This window comes from Bacillus sp. z50 (assembly GCF_058313585.1).
In genome coordinates, this window is the sequence record NZ_JBZFQL010000001.1 from 1,158,597 (window position 1) to 1,177,623 (window position 19,027).

20 protein-coding genes are annotated in these 19,027 nt (G+C 39.3%); 3 read left to right on the top strand and 17 right to left on the bottom strand.

Going from position 1 to position 19,027, the window contains the following annotated elements:
* Positions 1 to 15: 15 nt before the first annotated feature.
* Together secDF and AC4G3N_RS05540 are read right to left on the bottom strand one after the other, a co-directional pair.
* A complete protein-coding gene (secDF, locus tag AC4G3N_RS05535) occupies positions 16 to 2,283 on the bottom strand; it encodes a protein translocase subunit SecDF (RefSeq protein ID WP_066105457.1) in 2,268 nt (755 codons plus the stop codon).
* A gap of 236 nt (positions 2,284 to 2,519) precedes the next feature.
* The gene (locus AC4G3N_RS05540; RefSeq protein ID WP_139063839.1) at positions 2,520 to 2,828 is read right to left on the bottom strand and encodes a post-transcriptional regulator; all 309 of its coding nucleotides are present in this window, start codon (positions 2,826 to 2,828) and stop codon (positions 2,520 to 2,522) included.
* A 131-nt stretch (positions 2,829 to 2,959) separates the two neighbouring features.
* Here AC4G3N_RS05540 and spoVB point away from each other — a divergent pair, with 131 nt between their 5' ends.
* Positions 2,960 to 4,525 (top strand): stage V sporulation protein B, encoded by a 1,566-nt coding sequence (gene spoVB, locus AC4G3N_RS05545; protein WP_066105462.1) that lies wholly within the window; start codon positions 2,960 to 2,962, stop codon positions 4,523 to 4,525.
* Between the two features lie 7 nt (positions 4,526 to 4,532).
* Here the strand turns inward: spoVB and AC4G3N_RS05550 are convergent, their stop codons facing one another.
* The gene (locus AC4G3N_RS05550; protein ID WP_066105465.1) at positions 4,533 to 5,183 is read right to left on the bottom strand and encodes a DUF421 domain-containing protein; all 651 of its coding nucleotides are present in this window, start codon (positions 5,181 to 5,183) and stop codon (positions 4,533 to 4,535) included.
* 148 nt (positions 5,184 to 5,331) lie between these two features.
* Between AC4G3N_RS05550 and AC4G3N_RS05555 the strand changes: the two genes are divergently transcribed.
* The gene (locus AC4G3N_RS05555; protein ID WP_306821561.1) at positions 5,332 to 5,724 is read left to right on the top strand and encodes a TIGR04086 family membrane protein; all 393 of its coding nucleotides are present in this window, start codon (positions 5,332 to 5,334) and stop codon (positions 5,722 to 5,724) included.
* 33 nt (positions 5,725 to 5,757) lie between these two features.
* Here AC4G3N_RS05555 and yajC read toward each other — a convergent pair whose 3' ends face one another.
* The 10 genes from yajC to safA all read right to left on the bottom strand — a co-directional run bounded on the left by yajC (position 5,758) and on the right by safA (position 14,797).
* Positions 5,758 to 6,048 carry a preprotein translocase subunit YajC gene (gene yajC, locus AC4G3N_RS05560; RefSeq protein WP_066105468.1) on the bottom strand — a complete coding sequence of 97 codons (291 nt, stop codon included), beginning with the start codon at positions 6,046 to 6,048 and terminating at the stop codon, positions 5,758 to 5,760.
* Between the two features lie 37 nt (positions 6,049 to 6,085).
* Entirely contained in the window at positions 6,086 to 7,225 is a 1,140-nt protein-coding gene (gene tgt / locus AC4G3N_RS05565) for a tRNA guanosine(34) transglycosylase Tgt (protein WP_139892612.1), read from the bottom strand.
* Positions 7,226 to 7,248: 23 nt separating this feature from the next.
* Complete coding sequence (gene queA / locus AC4G3N_RS05570) at positions 7,249 to 8,277, bottom strand: tRNA preQ1(34) S-adenosylmethionine ribosyltransferase-isomerase QueA (RefSeq protein WP_066105476.1); 1,029 nt, start codon at positions 8,275 to 8,277, stop codon at positions 7,249 to 7,251.
* A gap of 88 nt (positions 8,278 to 8,365) precedes the next feature.
* A complete protein-coding gene (locus tag AC4G3N_RS05575) occupies positions 8,366 to 8,572 on the bottom strand; it encodes a DUF2905 domain-containing protein (RefSeq protein ID WP_066105478.1) in 207 nt (68 codons plus the stop codon).
* On the bottom strand, positions 8,569 to 9,555 hold the full coding sequence (gene ruvB, locus AC4G3N_RS05580; RefSeq protein ID WP_373925499.1) for a Holliday junction branch migration DNA helicase RuvB: 987 nt from the start codon (positions 9,553 to 9,555) through the stop codon (positions 8,569 to 8,571). Before ruvB ends, AC4G3N_RS05575 begins: the two co-directional genes overlap by 4 nt.
* Before the next feature lie 27 nt (positions 9,556 to 9,582).
* Positions 9,583 to 10,194 (bottom strand): Holliday junction branch migration protein RuvA, encoded by a 612-nt coding sequence (ruvA, locus tag AC4G3N_RS05585; protein ID WP_066105483.1) that lies wholly within the window; start codon positions 10,192 to 10,194, stop codon positions 9,583 to 9,585.
* 148 nt (positions 10,195 to 10,342) lie between these two features.
* Complete coding sequence (locus tag AC4G3N_RS05590) at positions 10,343 to 10,891, bottom strand: intercompartmental signaling factor BofC (protein WP_066105486.1); 549 nt, start codon at positions 10,889 to 10,891, stop codon at positions 10,343 to 10,345.
* Positions 10,892 to 11,188: 297 nt separating this feature from the next.
* Entirely contained in the window at positions 11,189 to 11,887 is a 699-nt protein-coding gene (locus tag AC4G3N_RS05595) for a metallophosphoesterase family protein (protein WP_491089852.1), read from the bottom strand.
* A 226-nt stretch (positions 11,888 to 12,113) separates the two neighbouring features.
* Positions 12,114 to 13,082: a phosphotransferase gene (locus tag AC4G3N_RS05600; RefSeq protein ID WP_491089853.1), complete on the bottom strand. Its 969-nt coding sequence runs from the start codon at positions 13,080 to 13,082 to the stop codon at positions 12,114 to 12,116.
* Complete coding sequence (safA, locus tag AC4G3N_RS05605; RefSeq protein ID WP_491089854.1) at positions 13,079 to 14,797, bottom strand: SafA/ExsA family spore coat assembly protein; 1,719 nt, start codon at positions 14,795 to 14,797, stop codon at positions 13,079 to 13,081. The genes AC4G3N_RS05600 and safA overlap by 4 nt, the downstream gene beginning before the upstream one ends.
* Before the next feature lie 170 nt (positions 14,798 to 14,967).
* Between safA and AC4G3N_RS05610 the strand changes: the two genes are divergently transcribed.
* The gene (locus AC4G3N_RS05610) at positions 14,968 to 15,507 is read left to right on the top strand and encodes a transcription repressor NadR (RefSeq protein WP_491089855.1); all 540 of its coding nucleotides are present in this window, start codon (positions 14,968 to 14,970) and stop codon (positions 15,505 to 15,507) included.
* 97 nt (positions 15,508 to 15,604) lie between these two features.
* Here AC4G3N_RS05610 and pheA read toward each other — a convergent pair whose 3' ends face one another.
* From pheA to AC4G3N_RS05630, 4 genes are read right to left on the bottom strand one after another with little or no spacing between them, the layout of a single operon-like run.
* A complete protein-coding gene (gene pheA, locus AC4G3N_RS05615; protein ID WP_491089881.1) occupies positions 15,605 to 16,447 on the bottom strand; it encodes a prephenate dehydratase in 843 nt (280 codons plus the stop codon).
* Between the two features lie 60 nt (positions 16,448 to 16,507).
* Positions 16,508 to 16,960, bottom strand: coding sequence for an ACT domain-containing protein (locus AC4G3N_RS05620; RefSeq protein WP_490996561.1), 453 nt, complete (start codon positions 16,958 to 16,960; stop codon positions 16,508 to 16,510).
* Between the two features lie 40 nt (positions 16,961 to 17,000).
* Positions 17,001 to 18,290 carry a GTPase ObgE gene (obgE, locus tag AC4G3N_RS05625; protein WP_491089856.1) on the bottom strand — a complete coding sequence of 430 codons (1,290 nt, stop codon included), beginning with the start codon at positions 18,288 to 18,290 and terminating at the stop codon, positions 17,001 to 17,003.
* Between the two features lie 42 nt (positions 18,291 to 18,332).
* Positions 18,333 to 18,863 (bottom strand): Spo0B domain-containing protein, encoded by a 531-nt coding sequence (locus AC4G3N_RS05630; RefSeq protein ID WP_066105512.1) that lies wholly within the window; start codon positions 18,861 to 18,863, stop codon positions 18,333 to 18,335.
* Positions 18,864 to 19,027: the final 164 nt, after the last annotated feature.

The following is a 19,027-nucleotide window of genomic DNA, read 5'->3' on the forward strand; positions in this document are numbered from 1 at the left end:
TTGTATGAAACATCATTAAACTTGTGGTTGATCGTTGTTTACGCGCTTTTCTTTATATGTTTTGATAACACCTTTCTTCTTCAGCTCTTTGCCTTTTAGGATTCCATAAATAGGGGCTGCAAGCAGAATAGAAGAATACATACCAGTTACCAAACCGATTAATAGAGCAAGGTTAAAATTAAAGATTGATTCGCTTCCAAGGAACATCATCGCCAACACAGTAACTAACACAGTTAGAACAGTATTGATAGACCTGACCATTGTTTGGCGAACACTGATATTGATAATCTCATTAATTTCTTCCTGAGTCTTAATGCGTTTTTTCATTTGCATATTCTCACGAATACGGTCAAACGTAACGATTGTATCATTGATCGAATACCCAATGATGGTTAATACAGCGGCTATAAAGGTTAAATCCACTTCGATTCTAAAAATACTAAATATCGTTATTATCATAAACGCATCGTGCAGGAGCGCCAATATAGAAGGTAGAGCCATTCTCCACTCAAAGCGTAGGGTCGCATAAATAACAATACCAATTGAAGCAATCGCTACCGCAATCAGCGCATTTTTGGCTAACTCCTTACCTATTGTCGGGGATACCGTACTTATATTCGGATTATGCCCATACTTGGAATCAAAGTAATTGTTTAGCTCTGCAATTTCATCTTTTGAAAAGACATCTTTCGTCCGCACAACAGCCGACTTGTTACCCTCACCTGCCATAACGATATCTTGCGAATCAATTTCGTTTTCAGTAAGATCTTTTTGGATTTCATCTACTGATAGTTCTTTATCAGCATTGATTTGAATTCTGGACCCACTGGAAAAATCGATACCTGTATTTAAACCATTTACAAATAAGGATCCTACTCCAATTATGGTTAATATAATAGAAAAGATAAAGAATTTCTTTGCAGGCTTAATGAAATCCCATTTATCAAACTTCGTAGGTAAATATTTATCCTTTTTAAATTCGTTTAAATCATGAATGTCGCTTTTCTTAACCCCAAACCAGCCTGGGCGATTGTTAAGGAAGTTACTGTTCACCCATAAGGACATAATCAATCTTGTACCATACACAGCCGTTATAAAGCTGACTAATATACTGACAATCAAACTGGTCGCAAAGCCTTTGACTGAACTGGTTCCAAAATAAAACAGAACAGCTGCTGCAAGTAAAGTGGTAATATTGGCATCCATTATTGTAGACAAGGAGTGCTTATTCCCCTCTTTATAGGCTGCCTTAATGGAACGTCCTTTACGAATTTCGTCCCGGATCCGTTCATTTGTAATAATGTTCGCATCGACCGCCATCCCCACCCCAAGTATGAGGGCTGCTATACCTGGCAATGTAAGAACAGCATTCATCCAATCAAATACGAGAATGATTAAATAAATATAGGCAGACAATGAGACAACTGCAATCGCGCCTGGGAATCGGTAATAAGCAACCATAAAGATAAAGATAGCCAGGATCCCAACAATTCCAGCTAATAGCGTTTTATTTAATGCTTCTTCACCGAATTTAGCACCTACAGATGTTGAATAGATCTCATTCAGTTTAACCGGCAGGGCACCTGCATTTAAAATTTCAGCGAGGTCTTTAGCCTCTTCTACAGTAAAGTCACCTGAAATAACGGCTGTATCTGAATTGATCACTTGATTCACGTTTGGTGCTGAAATAAATTTAGGATCTTCTTTTGTGATTTCTTCTTTATAGGAATCTTTTCCTTCTTCAAAATCCAGCCAAATAGCTAGTTGATTCTCTGGCGCCATGGCTAAAATATCCCTTGTAACTTGTCCAAATTTATCTGCATCTTTTAATTGGACCTGTACAATAGGTTGATTGGTTTGGCTATCAAAAGATTGGCTGGCTCCTCCTTCTTTTAAATCCCCGCCATCCATTCTTACTTTATCGTTCACATCACGGAAAGTTAGATTGGCTTGCGTTGATAGAAGTTCCCTTGCTTTCTCCTGATCATCTACGCCTGCTAGCTGTACACGGATCCGATTATTGCCTTCAACTTGAATGCTCGGTTCACTGACACCGAGAACATTAATTCTTCGGTCCAATGCGCTGGCAGTAGCCGCCATTGCTTTTTCATCAATTTTTTGTCCATCTTTTGCTGGCTCCACTTTATAAAGAACTTCAAACCCGCCCTGTAAATCAAGGCCCAGCTTAATGTTTTGCATGATATTAGATGTTGTACCAACAAAGGTAACTCCTAATACGATTACAATAAGGAAGAAAGCCAGGATTCTACTTCTCTTAACCATTATGTAAATAGCCCCCTAATCATAATATCCCGATTGAAGCAGCATGGAAGGACGCTACTTTAATAAAACGTGATTATCCGATTTACTCGGTTCCTATGTTTTATTCCAGTTGTTTCAATCTTTTAAAATTTGATTTTACCGTTCTTATTATGAAAGATAGAATACAAAGTGTCAATTTGATTTCATATGAATTGGAAATTAATGCATGGATATATACCGCTTATATTTCTATAAAATCATGAAAATAAATCTTTGAATTCTTCAAGCCCTGAAGCCATATTTTTCTTCATAGCCTCACCTTCTTTTAATGCCTCTATTGTCGCATAATTCATATAATGTGCCACTTTGACACTCATAATATCTTGAAAAATTTCATATGCCCTTATTTCAGGATTAGGTTTCTTCCATTTTTTATTCGTTAAATACATCCAAATATCGTTTCCCTGAACCTCCGGATAACCTAACAATTGAAATTCTTCTTGTTTACTTTTTAAAGCTGGTAACATTTCTGAACGAAATTTCTCATACGGATGCTGTCTGTCCAATTTAATCGTCCTCCAACCCTCATTTTTCATAGATATTCACTTTTTCTGTGAAGCTTGTCATGGTTAGTCCATTTGCATGCATATAGATAATTGTATATGATTGCTGCTTGTTTGAGAAGGAGGGGAATTGAATGTCCAAGTTTATAAGGGGAACTGTTATCTTATTGATTGCAGGATTCATTACGAAGATCTTAGGATTTATTAATCGAATTGTGATTGCCCGCTTTATCGGTGAAGAGGGCGTCGGTCTATATATGATGGCATTGCCATCATTATATCTAGTGATTGCAATCGTTCAGCTTGGAATGCCCATTGCAATCTCAAAATTTGTGGCAGAGGCAGCAGCAAAAGGGGATCATCATAAAACAAAGAAAATACTGGTTGTGTCCTTATGTGTGACCGGAAGTCTTTCTCTAATTTTCACCCCATTACTATTTATGTTTGCTCCATACTTATCAACTCATGTATTCACAGACTCCAGAACTTTACTGCCTTTATTGGCGATTGCACCAATTGTACCAATAACGGCTGTTTCAGCTGTCTTGCGCGGATACTTTCAAGGGAAACAAAATATGAAGCCCTATGCGATTTCAAATATTATTGAACAAATTGTACGTATTTCAATGATAGCCGCATTGACGAAAGCCTTTTTGCCCTATGGAATTGAATATGCAGCTGCCGGTGCCATGGTAGCCTCAGTCATTGGAGAAATTGCCTCTTTGCTATATTTAATGTTGATGTTTAAATTTAAAAAGAGTTTCAGAATGAGAAAACAATTTTTCAACTATGTTTCATCTGGTAAAGATACATTAAAGGAGCTTTTATCCATTGCCATTCCTACTACAGGAAGCAGGATGATCGGATCTATTACTTGGTTTTTTGAACCGATTGTTGTGGCAAGGAGTCTTTTGGCAGCAGGGGTTGCGACTGGCGTCGCTACTGCACAATATGGTGAACTGGCAGGGTATGCCGTACCATTACTTATGCTTCCTTCCTTTATCACCCATTCACTGGGTACATCATTAGTCCCTGCTGTCAGTGAAGCCTATTATAAAGGAAATATCAAACAAGTGATTCACCGGCTGCAGCAGTCGCTCCGATTTGCTTTTTTAAGTGGCTCCCTAGCCGTGGTCACTCTATATGTACTTGCTGAACCAGTCATGCAGGTCATGTATCATAATGACCATGCCAGCATATATGTACGATTTATGGCACCCTTTTTTCTGCTCTTCTTTTTTCAAGGTCCTCTTCAGGCTACGTTGCAGGCTCTTAATATGGCCAGAGCGGCTATGTTTAACAGTCTAATTGGATCAATAACAAAAATCATCTTAATCCTCACACTCGTAACACAGCCGAATATCGGGATTATGGGAGCTGCTATTGCCATCTGTGTATCTACTGTGCTTGTTACTCTTTTACATTTCGCTACTGTTATGAAGAAAATCCACTTAACCATTTACTTGCATGAATACATCATGGCTCTTGTCGTCATGTCCATCTCCGGATTAATCGGACACATGCTCTATGAACAATGGTTAATCGGAATCCCTATGATTCAGCGTTTGATTATTTCGATAGCCGTTATCGTAATTGTTTTCGCAATCGGTTGTTTATTGACAGGCTTAATACGAAAAAAGGAAATCAGGAGAGTTCCTATTATTGGCCCTCTATTATCCAAGATTGCATTATTTCCATAACAATGAACTACTCACTGTTATTAATATATAGGTCGTCATCTTCTAAACTGCAAAACAGAATTTGTTTTACGTCTGTATAACCTTTTTTAGCTAATTCCTGAATTAGCCAGCTCTCTGATTTTCCAATCTCTCTAAGATTTTGCTTTTGTATCACTCCATCTTGAATGAGAGCAAAGATTGGACCTGGCTGTTTATTTTTTTTAATTGATTTTTTCTTGTAAATCGATAATTTCCCGGAAGGCTCAAAAATGGCAAATTCAACATCACTCATTTTTTCTACTTCTTCATCGCGTAACTGTATAAGCAAATCATCAAAATTATAACGCAGCATTCTCATTGCATTTTTGTCAATTTTTCCATTATGTATAATAATAGATGGCTTTCCATCAATCAGTTTGCGGATGAATGGCACTTTAAGTGATATAAAGGCAAGTATAATTTGAATAATGGATATGACTGCTATCGGCAAAATCGCTTTCCACATACTATCATCAGGATTTTCAATAGCTATAACAGCTATATCCGCCATCATCATAAAAACGACTAAATCTAGAAGACTTAGCTCTCCTATTTCCCGTTTCCCCATGATCCGAAAAACCAACAAAATAATAACATATAAAAGGCTAGTACGCCCTATAATTTCCAAATATTCAAGCAACCTATATTCCCTCCAATCAAATACATCTGTTAGTTTGCTGTTAAATAGAAAAAAATAGTCATTTGATTGACTGGTTGTACAAAAATACATTCTAAATAAAAATAAACAGAATAAATTATTTATAGAGATCCAATAGAAGATAAGGAGGTTGACCATAATCGAAACAAAAAACATAGGTTCTGCCATTTTGTACGGAGTTGTAACCATCTTTATTATGGCTGCTTTGTTCAGCTTATTATTTTCTTTGCTACTTAGATTCACCAGCATTTCTGAATCTTCTCTAACGTATATCATCATGGCTCTCTCTTTTTTAACTTTGTTTATTGGGGGATTTATATCCGGTGGAAAGGGGAAAAAACAAGGATGGCTGCTCGGAGGCAGTACAGGCCTAATCTATACTTTAATTGTTTTCCTCTATCAATATCTGGGGCTTGAGACCGTATTTACATCCACGCAGCTAATCTATAATGGCTGTTTTATTATCACGGCTATGATGGGTGGAGTACTGGGGGTAAATATGAACGGCGGATCACGAAACTAAAAAAACCTAGCCATTCGGCTAGGTTTTTTCATATTAATCTTCTTTCGTTGTTGTTACTGGACTTTCTTTTTTCTCAACTACTTGAGAAACAGATCTTCTATCAAATGTTAGACGAGAACCGTCTGGACTCTTGATAATTACTGTACCTTCATTAATAGAATCAACAGTTCCGTGAAGACCGCCGATCGTCACGACTTTATCTCCTCTTTGTAAGGCAGCTTGCATTTGTTCAGTTGCTTTTTGTCTCTTTTGCTGAGGACGGATTAAGATAAAGTAGAAAAACACCAACAGCAAAATCGGTAGCAAAAATTGGGATAATACCATATTATTTTCACTCCTTTCATTACATTAGTAAGAATGGTTAGAAGTTTTTTGCATTTGGTTTATTGAACCCATAATTCTCAAAAAATTCTTCCCTAAAGTCTCCAAGCCGGTCTTCCCTGATGGCTTGTCGAACTTGCTCCATTAAGTTTAGCAGAAAATATAGATTATGATAAGAGGTTAAGCGAATTCCGAATGTTTCGTCACATCTAATAAGGTGGCGAATATACGCTCTTGAATATGTTTTACAAACATGACAGTCACAATTCGGATCCAATGGACCAAAATCCATAGAATATTTGGCATTCTTAACGACTAGTCTTCCTTCAGAAGTCATCAGTGTACCGTTACGGGCAATTCTCGTTGGCAATACGCAGTCAAACATATCAACTCCACGGATTGCTCCATCAATTAGGGAGTCCGGAGAACCAACACCCATTAAATAACGTGGTTTATTGGACGGCAATAACGGAGTAGTGAATTCAAGAGCACGATTCATGACATCCTTCGGCTCCCCTACACTTAATCCGCCAATAGCATATCCCGGAAAATCCAAAGATACTAAATCGCTGGCACTTTGGCGGCGAAGATCTTCATATTCTCCACCCTGTACGATTCCAAATAGCCCTTGATCATTTGGTCTTTCATGCGCATTCAGACAGCGCTCTGCCCATCTGGATGTTCTCTCAACGGATTTTTTCATATATTCATGTGTTGCTGGATATGGAGGGCATTCATCAAATGCCATCATAATGTCAGATCCTAAAATATTTTGGATTTCCATAGCCTTTTCAGGAGATAAAAATAATTTATCACCGTTTAAATGGTTACGGAAATGCACGCCCTCTTCTTCAATTTTTCTGAATTGACTCAGACTGAAAACCTGGAAACCGCCGGAATCAGTTAAAATTGCACGATCCCAGTTCATAAATTTGTGTAACCCACCTGCAGCCTTAATGACCTCTGTACCTGGTCGCAGCCACAAATGATACGTATTGCCTAATATAATATTGGCACCCATTTGTTTCAATTCTTCTGGTGACATCGTTTTAACTGTAGCCAAAGTTCCTACAGGCATAAACGCGGGTGTTTCAAAAGTTCCATGAGGTGTATGAACCCTTCCCAGTCGGGCTCCTGTCTGTTTACATGTTTTAATTAATTCATAACGGATTGCTGTCAATCGTGATACTCCTCTCAAAAATCTTACTTAATAAACATTGCGTCGCCAAAGCTGAAAAATCTATATTTTTCACGAACGGCAGTATTATATGCATTTAATACATGTTCACGCCCAGCAAGAGCGCTAATCAACATAATCAACGTGGACTTAGGAAGATGGAAATTCGTAATCATTCCATCAATAGCTTTAAATTCAAATCCAGGATAGATAAAAATATTAGTCCATCCACTTGCCTCAGCAAAGCTTCCATTGTGATCGCGGGCAATCGTTTCAAGAGTACGTGTGGAGGTAGTTCCCACCGAGAATATATTACCACCCTCTGCTCTAACCCGATTTAATAGCTGAGCTGTTTCAGCATTCATTTGATAAAACTCAGAATGCATATCATGCCCTTCAATTGTATCGGATGAGACAGGTCGGAAGGTTCCAAGTCCAACATGAAGCGTGATAAAAGCTAAATGTACACCCATTTCTTTAATCTCTGCAAGCAGTTCTTCCGTAAAATGCAGTCCGGCTGTAGGGGCAGCTGCTGAACCTTCTTCCCGTGCATATACAGTTTGATAGCGGTCTTTGTCCGATAACCGCTCTTTAATATACGGAGGCAAAGGCATTTCGCCAAGTTCCTCTAATACTTCATAAAAGATTCCGTCATATTTAAATTCAAATTCCCTGCCGCCATGCTCCATCTCTTTTACACAAACAGCTGTAAGCTGGCCGTCACCAAACACAACCTCTGTTCCAACGCGAATACGTTTCGCTGGTTTGGCAAGCGTTTCCCATACGTCCCCTTTAATTTGCTTCAAAAGAAGAAGCTCTATATGAGCACCTGTATCCTTCTTCTCGCCGTGCAACCTGGCCGGCAATACCTTTGTATCGTTTAGAACGAGGCAATCTCCAGGTTTCAAGAATTCTTTAATATGCTTAAATTGCGTATGATTCACATCACCTGTCTCTTTATCAAGGACCATCAATCTGCTTTCTTCGCGTTTTTCAAGCGGAGTTTGCGCAATTAATTCCTCAGGCAGATGAAAATCAAATAAATCTACTTTCATGGTGACACTTCCATTTCTTTAACTAGTAATCATGCAGCACACTCAAATGGCGGAATTTACATCTCTATCTATGACGACAACATTTAATTCATTTAAAACGGCTGATGATATAAAAAAATACTGATAATAAGATACTGACAATAATAGACGTCATAATAGGAAAATAAAATGTAGTATTTCCTTTTTTTAATAAAATATCACCCGGAAGCCGTCCAATTTTAATGAATTGCATTAAAAAACCAACCACAAAAATGGCCACACCTATCATCATAATCGTTTTTGGTAAATGATTCATGAATTTGGCACTTCCAAATTGAAATGGCGATACACATGTTCAGTCACAATCCGGCCGCGAGGGGTACGCTGCATAAATCCAATCTGCATCAAATAGGGCTCATACACATCCTCTATCGTTCCGGATTCTTCCCCAATTGTAGCTGCAATCGTATCCAGCCCTACAGGTCCGCCTTTAAACTTCTCTATAATTCCAAGCAATAACTTTCTATCAATCTGGTCAAGTCCAACCTTATCAACCTGCATTAATTCCAAAGCATAATCAGCTAAACCAAACTGAATATCTCCGTCGCCACGTACCTGTGCAAAGTCACGCACTCTTCTAAGCAATCTATTTGCAATCCTTGGCGTGCCCCTGGACCTGCGGGCAATTTCGCTCGCCGCTGATTCCTCAATAGCCGTATCCAGTACCTGGGCTGTACGTGTCACAATTTCCCGCAGCTGTGACTCAGTATAATACTCCAACCTGGATATGACACCGAAACGGTCACGTAATGGTGCTGATAAAGCACCTGCTCTTGTTGTGGCTCCCACAAGGGTGAAAGGAGGCAAATCCAATCGAACAGAACGCGCTCCCGGTCCTTTACCGATTACGATATCGAGGCAAAAATCCTCCATCGCTGGATACAATACCTCCTCAACAGATTTTGGCAGTCGATGGATTTCATCAATAAATAAAACCTCACCAGGCTGAAGAGAACTTAAGATAGCAGCTAAATCGCCAGGGCGTTCAATAGCAGGTCCAGATGTAGTCCGAATTTCCACTCCCATTTCATTCGCAATGATTGTGGCCAATGTCGTTTTACCAAGTCCCGGTGGGCCATACAGCAGCACATGGTCAAGCGCCTCTTCTCTCATTTTGGCTGCTTCAATAAATACACGTAAATTCTCTTTTACTTTATCCTGCCCAATATATTGTTCAAGTGAATGGGGTCTCAGACTATATTCAAACGTCTCATCCTGATTTTGTGCATGCAGGTCCATGATTCGCTCTTCCAAGTTGTCCACCTCCTATTTCAACATAAGCTGTAATGCACCTTTTATATATTCTTCCGTTGTTTTCTCCTCTTTTTCAAGCTTCGGCACCAATTTCTTAACTTCTTTCTCGGAGTAACCAAGTGCCTGCAAAGCAAGCAATGCTTCTTCCAATGCAATATTCTTGGTGGAGTAGCTCAATTCTTTTCCATCTGCTGTTTGGAATAAATCAGGGAATGCATCTGGAGAAACATCTTCAAGCTTCCCTTTTAGGTCAAGGATCATTTGTCTTGCGGTTTTCTTTCCAATGCCCGGAAATTTAACAAGAAACTTCTCATCCTCAGATTCAATGGCTTCCACAACCTGATCGACTCTTCCACTCGCGAGTACAGCAAGCGCACCTTTTGGCCCGATACCTGTGACATTTAATAATTTTATAAACAGTTTCTTTTCTTCTCTTGAACTAAAACCGTACAGTGCCTGTAAGTCTTCACGTACATAGTGATGTACGTATATTTTCTTTTCCTCGTTCGTTCCGGAAAATACAAATGGATTTGGCGCATGAATTAAATAACCAATCCCGTTATTCTCGACTACTATATATTCAGGACAGACATAGTCTATCCGACCTTTTATAAAATCGTACAACGTTTACCTCTCCTCTAATTCGACTGTAAACCATTGTACCATACTACATTTAACCATTATACACTACCAGCACAAATGTTTGATTTTTTGATTTTTAAGAAAACAGCCAAAAGAGCTGTCGCAGGCAAACGATCAGCTCTTTTATAAATTATTGAAGCGTTTTAGACGTCGGTGTTGAATAAGATTTATAAACTTCCAAGAACTTAAGATATCTTTCTTTATTTACGATTCTAACACCATTCTGCAATTCAGATTTTTCAGTGGATTCCAGCTTCTTTAAATCAATTTGATAGAAAGATTGAATGATTTGATCCCTGGCAGGCTTGCCGTTAAAAATAGTAATCGTTCCATCAGATTTAATCCCAAAATACCCATTTCCCTTTAATAAGGGAGAAATATCATCAACATACGTTTGGAATACAAGCTGCTGATCGTTTTGGTCCACCAATAGCCACTTATCATATTTTCTCCAAAAATCATCCATGGAAATAATCGTTTCCTCGATTTTTTCTTCACTCATCTCTCCATCCAAATATACTCGCTGAAGAATGACTGTTCGCTGGATTGGAGCAATTCCAAGGACCGGACTATCCTGACCGGCATCGTTTCTAACCGCAACACCTACGTGATCATTCATACCTGGAATGACTATTAAACAAAACAAACAAGCCACCAGGAAAAAGTACCGTCCATTCATCTAACCCACCTCACTAAGATGTAAATCAACTCTCCACCAGTATCCCCAAAAAATTGAAATTAATACGAAAAGCTGAGGCGACTGTTCAGGAGCGACAAGCATAAGTAAGAGGCACGCAGGGGACGTCCCTTCCCCGAAGTGGCTATACTTATGACTCGAGGGCCTAGGAGCCGAAGCTGGATCTCACGAAAAGCTGAGACGACTGCACTAAGGACCAAGGACTAAGAACGCCACGTCCTGCAGCAAAATCTTTGTGACTATTGTTTTCTAGAGAGCGGTCCGCTCTTTGTTTATATGTTACCGAATGACATCTTCGTAAGTTACTTGACCTTCTTTTATTCTAATTACATAACCTCTTAACAAATCTATTTCATGAGAGCAAGCGCAATTAAATACATAGGTGTCACCTAATTTGTCCGCTCCAAAATCTTCATGAATATGACCACCTAAATAAATGAGGGGGTTCAGGTTCTCTATCTCCATGCGTAACGACTGGCTTCCCACTCGCTCCCCTCCTGTTATTCTGTCCTGTTTCTCGAATAGCGGAGTATGAGCCACGATAACCAACGGTTCTTTACTTTTTAGTTGTAAGGTGTTTATTTGCTTACGAAATGCTGTTTTCAGTTGATCCTCAGAAAGCTCTCGATTTGTGAAAAAAGGTGTTTCCTTGATATATTCAAAGCCCGTAAAGTGAATACCCATATGCTCAACGACTTTACCGTGTAAATTTATGCCGCTCTTTATTTCCGAGTCTACCCAGTCATCGTTTCCTAACACATAATATATTGGAATATCCAAATGTTTAAAAAGACTCGAGATTTCTTGGGCAGATTCCTCCTGGATTGCTTTAAACATCTCAAAAGTGACACTAAATGGTTTTGGATATAAGTCACCCGGGAGAATTAACACATCAACATCTTTTTCTCTTATGACTTCTATGATATGTTTATAGATGTTTCTGTTACCGTGTATATCAGCGACCGAAAGTATATTCATATTGATTCGTTCTCCTCTATCTATTCTAATCATTTGGTTTATTATACTGATTTCAGCTGATTACTGCGGTCTTTTCTGCTCATATTCATTAGTAAGTATCCTTAGCCTTCAGACAGATATTGCTTCTTTCCAAGCTCATGACAAAAAAGATGAACATCCACGACGCTCATCTTTCAATTATCTATTGGTTATTTCACTATTCCTTGCATTTTTGCACGATTAATTTTTACAAAAGCCTTATCTTCGACTTCAATTCTCTAAAAAAATAGATTCTCTTCGGTAAATCTTCCACGGTAATATCCCAAAGGGAGTCGAGACGACGGTTGGAACCCCATAATTGATCACGGCAGATGCGATTCCATTCTCTATAAATATCTGTTGGAAAACCAAGCCCAATCAAAAAGAATGGATTATCCCGATATTTTTTAAACTGAGGAAAAGTAAGAATCTCTTTCAATGAGCAATTATTAAAAATTAGCAATCTGTTGGCATACTGCAAATAATCTATCATAGGCGGTGCTTCAGCCATCAAATCAAAATCAATAAGGAGAAGCTCACCATCATCTTTTCTAAAAAAATTGTGATGCGCCAGGTCGCCGTGAATGATAACAGGATCTTCATCCACTTCCTCAAGCTCGTATGGACCCAGCTTATCCAATGCCCATTCTCCCATTCTTAAATATTCGGTCAGCATCGAGTCAGGAATAACTCTATTGAGCATATTTCTATTAGATGTAAATTCTTCGAATCGTTCTCTCCATTTTGACACTTGTGAAAAAGTGTATTTTTTCACTGTCAAATCATTGATTATTGTAGCAGAGGCCTCATGCATCTTATTTAACAATGTCAAACCTTCTAATCGCTCCGAATAATTTTCATACGTAAAGCTTCTTGGATGCTTCGTTAAATATTCTATAAAACCGATTGATTTACCTTTGCATTCAAACGGCTTAATTTCATCGGAAAACACATAAGATCCATTGAACCCTGCTTTTCGCAGCTTTTTTAAAAATTCGAGTTGCATGAGTAATCTTGTTTGATTTACAAATTGTTTGGCGATAAATATACCCTTATTTGTACTAACCTTAATCAACCTTGGTTTGATAGCTTTCATCTCATAAACTACGATATTTTGTTGACTTAAATAAGCAAGGAGGCAGTCTTTTAGACTGCCTCCCTCCTGCTCCCTCATCATGATTGACCTTCTTGCTCACTGCTCTCTTCCTGTGTCCTTGGCATATCAAATGCTGCCGGCTCGATATGCGGTATCACATGCTGGCCATTGGGATTGTAGGAAGGAGATCCTGGTTCAAACTGCTGACCCCCATACCTTTGATGAAATTGGGAATCCTGAAAAAATGGTTGTTGAGCAGCCTGCTGATACATAGGGTTAGTCATGCCTTGTTGCCCAAACTGCCCCATTGGTTGGCTCATACCTTGCTGTTCTAATTGATTCATTGACTGACTCATGCCTTGGTGGTCATATTGATCCATTTGCTGACCCATTCCTTGGTGATCATACTGGCCCATTTGCTGACCTGTACCTTGTTGGTCATACTGACCCATTGAATGACCCATTCCTTGGTGGTCATACTGACCCATTGAATGACCCATTCCTTGGTGGTCATACTGGCCCATTGAATAACTCATGCCTTGTTGATCATGCTGACCCATTGAATGACCCATTCCTTGTTGATCATGCTGACCCATTGAATGACCCATTCCTTGGTGGTCATACTGGCCCATTGAATGACTCATACCTTGGTGGTCATATTGATTCATTGGCTGGTAAAATGTCCCCTGTGTTCCTGTATCAGAACAGCCGCAGCCTTTCGGTATATATCCATCAAACGGAATATATTGCTGTTGCTGCTGCTTATGATGATGATAATCCATCATATGGTTTGACGATTCCATCCCATAATGGGAAGATTCATGGCCATGATGCCCAAACCCAGGTTGTTGAAAGTATCCCTGTGTTCCTTGTACAGGGTAATGACCATGTGATGACATGCTTCCCCCTTGATGCTGAGGGTAGTACCCTCCCTTGTTACCCATAAAATGGGATGAATCGTGATACCCATGGTGAAAGGTAGAACTATCTCCGAAATCGTCATCATAACCCCAGTAAGGCTGCTGCATATACGGTTGCTGATAAGCCGGTCCAGTCATATATGACTGATTAAAATAAGGCGTTGGATAGGCCATGCATGGATGCATCATAACTGGCGGGCAGCATGGATCATAATATGGAATCATAGGCGGACAATATTCCGGCATATACTGCGGCATTGGTTGCGGTTTTGGCATTGGCATTGGCTGTGGCTTCGGCATTGGTTTTTCCATTTTCTTCGGCTTTTCTTTTATGACTGGCTTCTCTTTGACTTTAGGTATCTCCTTAATAATAGGCATAGGAGGAGGTGTTTGCATTTCCATTTTGGCCATATTCATTAAATAATAGTTGTTGATATCAATTTCTGGTACAACAGGTTTTACAATGGCCTGTGGGGCGACATACGGCATTTTAGGCTTTTCTTTAACAGGCTTTTCTTTTTTAATATCCATCGGTTGAATTGGCATCTCCTTCACTGCTGGTGGTGGTGGTGACACAATCGGCATTTCTTTCGGTTTACTCGGAACTGTTTCGGTCTCTGCTTTTATACTTTCCTTCACATTTGAACTCCCACCTGAAATAGGAACTTCCTTTACGGTTCCAAAATTAATCTTTGTATTGCCTCCTTTTTTTACAGATGGAGACGTATTATCTGGTATTTTAATTTTCATGCCAGGCATCAGCATATCCGGATTGCTGAGCTGTGAATTCATTTTCTTTAATGTTTCAAAATTTACTCCATATTTCTTAGCAATCTTCCATAATGTGTCGCCCTTTTGGACGATGTGTATTTTCACGCATAATCCCTCCCTACGCATATGTCCATATATACTATGATTGATTGGGCAGATTGCTATTGATTCAAGAAAATTTATGCGGAATTATTCTTGTTTATGATGGAAATCCCTCTATGTTACAATAAAGACAACCAGTATTTTAAAATAACACCTAAGCAAGGGGGGCATAAGTGATGATCCAGAAAAAATATACAACAGAGGAACGGCGTAAATACATCCTATCCATTTTAAAAGAACGTCATGAACCGATTACAGGAAGTGAGCTCTCTGTTATTTGCTCAGTCAGCCGCCAAATTATAGTTGGAGATATTACCTTGCTTAAAGCACGGAATGAACCAATCATTGCCACGCCAAGTGGGTACATTTATATACATCAAATCGATCCAAAATTGGAACGGAAAACAAGGATTATAGCGAGTCTCCATACACCTGAACAAGCGGAAGAGGAACTAATGCTTTTAGTGGACTGCGGTGTTACGGTGAAGGATGTAAAAGTGGAACATCCTATGTACGGTGACTTAACAGCATCCATTATGGTCAGCACCAGACAGGATGTCCGGCAGTTTATCGCCAACCTAAAAAATACAAATGCCTCTCTCTTGTCCCAGTTAACCAATGGTTTACATCTTCATACCATTGAAGCTGCAAGTGAAGCGGAGCTTGAGCAAGCAGTACAAGCATTAAGAAATGCAGGTTTTTTGAAAGAATAAAAAGATATGCTGCGCAACTTTAATTATGTGAAAGAACAATATAAATAGGACCCCTGCTGAATATAGCAGGGGTCCTTCGTTTAATCTTAAGTGATAATTAATAACTATAATAACTGCCCATAACCGTGACTTGGCAACCCAAGGCTTCCATTTCAGCAATGGCGCCAGGCAACAGAATATCATCCATCTTTTGTTCGATATCGATAATGAAGAAATAGTTGCCAAGTCCTGTTTTTAATGGTCTGGACTCGATTTTGGAAAGGTTAAGCTTCCTCCACGAAAAGGCTGATAACACTTGATGGAGAGCTCCGGCATGGTCAGCTGGAAGCAATACCATAATCGTTGTTTTTTCTCCTTTTTGTTGAATAGGAATCATATTTTCCGATAACGGCTTATGGCCCAGAACGACAAATCGTGTATGGTTATGAGAATAATCATGTATATCCCATTTTACAATCGAAAGTCCATATTCTTCAGCAGCCATTTCATTTGCAATCGCTGCTGTCAACTCATCCGGATGCTCTTGAATATAGTGAGCGGCTGCAGCAGTGGAGGTAATACTTTCACATCGTACGCCTTTCATATCTCCATGCAGGAATTTGTGACATTGGGCTATCGCATGACTGTGCGAAATAATCCGATTAATCCTGGTTAACTCATTGACATGAGAAGGATGAACCATTAAATGCTGGCGAATAGGGGCGGAAAACTCTGCAACTATCGGAATCGGGACTTCATGAATCAAATAATCCAGTGTGATATTGACTGATCCCTCCAAAGCATTTTCTAATGGAACAACCGCATAATCAACCAGCTTAGCTTCCACAGCATCTATACATTCAGGAATTGTCATAAATGCCTGCCTTTGTCCATAAGGAAATAATTTTGATGCTGCCAAATCACAAAATGTAGCTTTTGGCCCTAGATAGGCAATACGTATGTCCACAGTGTTCTCCCCCTGCTCTAAACCTCTCTGTTTCTCTATCTATGTATTTATTTTTCAAGCTCCTGAGCCTAATATTTCAACCTTATCCACGAATTCAAGCCTTTTTAAACGGTTTATAAATTCGTTCATTTCCATATGCATCTCACCTGTATTTAACGATAAGGTTACATTTGCACGTCCCTGAATCGGAATAGTTTGATGGATGGTCAGCACGTTGCATCCCGAAGATGCAACGATACCGAGTAATTCAGAAAGCGTGCCTGACCTGTCTTCCAAATGGAAAAATAGCGTAATAATTTTTTCTTTTACAACTGAATGAAAAGGAAAAACTGTATCTCTGTACTTATAAAAAGCACTTCTGCTTAAATCGACGCTTTTGACAGCCTCCCAAACAGAAACAGCCTTTCCTCTTTCAATCATTTCTTTAGCCTGCAAAGTTTTCTGCATCGCCTCAGGCAATACATCTTCCCTGACTAAATAAAATTTCTTATCAGCTTTATTATGCAAGCAAGTTCACCCTCTTTTGAACCATCCTTAAACTTTATGCTTAATCTACAAACTCAAATTCATATTCCATTAAACGAACTATATCTCCGTCAACTGCTCCGCGCTGTCTAAGAGCTTCATCCACACCCATTGCTCTAAGCTGGCGGGCAAAGCGTTTAATAGATTCATCACGGCTGAAGTCTGTCATCTTGAATATTTTTTCAAGCTTATCGCCAGTAACAACAAAGGTACCGTCCGACTCTCTTGTAATAGTGAATTCTGCTTTCTCTGCCTCATGTTTATAGAGAACACGGTGGACACCGCTTGTCTCTTCTTCATGCTCAAGTGGGAATTCCGGAGTTTCCTCAATTTTATCGGCCACAGCAAACAGTAATTCACGCAAGCCTTCATGAGTAACCGATGAAATCGGGAAGACTGGTACATCATCTTCTAGCTGCTCTTTAAAAGCCTTTAAATTCTCTTCAGAATCAGGCATATCCATTTTACTTGCTGCGATAATTTGCGGCCTTTCCGTTAGGCGTAAATTATACTCTTCAAGTTCCTTATTAATTGTCACATAATCTTCATAAGGATCACGGCCTTCCTGACCGGACATATCAATGACATGGACGATTACACGCGTACGCTCAATATGGCGCAGGAATTGATGTCCAAGCCCAACACCTTCATGAGCCCCTTCAATCAGTCCAGGTAAATCAGCCATAACGAAGCTGCGTCCATCACCAGTTTCAACCACACCTAGATTAGGGACAATCGTAGTGAAATGGTACTCAGCAATCTTTGGCTTTGCAGCTGAAACAGACGATAGCAATGTGGATTTACCTACACTCGGAAATCCAACCAAGCCTACATCTGCCAGTAATTTCAATTCCATAATTATATCACGTTCAACCCCTGGTTCACCCTTCTCAGATAGTTCAGGAGCTGGGTTTGCAGGTGTAGCAAAACGAGTATTACCACGTCCGCCTCGTCCGCCCTTTGCAATAATGGCACGCTGGCCGTGTTCGGTTAAATCTGCAATAATTTCACCAGTATTGGCATCTGAAACAACTGTGCCCGGAGGAACTTTGACAATCATGTCAGCTGAATTCTTACCATGCTGATTTTTAGACATTCCATGTTCCCCTCGGGGTGCTTTAAAATGCCTTTTATATCGGAAATCCATTAGTGTGCGAAGTCCTTCTTCTACTTCAAATACAACATTTGCTCCATGGCCTCCGTCTCCACCGGCCGGACCGCCCTTAGGTACATACTTTTCTCTTCGGAAAGCGACCATTCCATTGCCGCCATCTCCACCTTTAACGTAAATCTTGACTTGATCCACAAACATGGGTGGTAACACCTACTTTCTGCTTTTGCAACTCTTTGATTGTTATCTTACCGTTATTTCAAAATAAAAAGAATTAATATCCTCTGTAATGCCCGATATTTTTAAAGGCTCTTTTACCTGAAACATTTTTATTAATTCTTCTTTATTGTTTACTGGTCCCTGAAAATCAAAACCAATCTTTAATGAATCCTCATCTGTTTTGCTGAGCAGGATGGTTAAATGCAGGATATCTAGTGCTTCTATTTGCCTATTCACTTCATTGAAAAACTTCTTCATCCAATTGGTTATCAATTCATCCAATTCCGGATAGCCTTTTATATCATCCATAATTTCATATGTAATATGGAATTTGTAATGAAGCCACTTACCTGTCAATAAAAGTTCGGAAAGCATCGGCATATTCATATTTGAAATTTTTGCTTCCTGTTGTGCTTCAATAATGATTTCATCTACAAGACCAGATACTCTATCCATTTTACCTAATGCCATATTTCCTTTAATCAGCTGTATTTTGTTTAACCAATCATGACGTGCATGCCTCAGTAATTCTACAGTCGTCCATTTTGTTTCCATCTTAATACATTCTCCTGTCGGATTGGAATAATGAGGTCCTGGAAAAATCGCAAATCATCTATTACAGTATAACAAATTTAGCGAAGTTTCAGGAGAGGAATATATTCGCCAGCAGTAAATAACTTGGGGTACATACGGAAGTATAATGGTTTTAACCAAAAAAC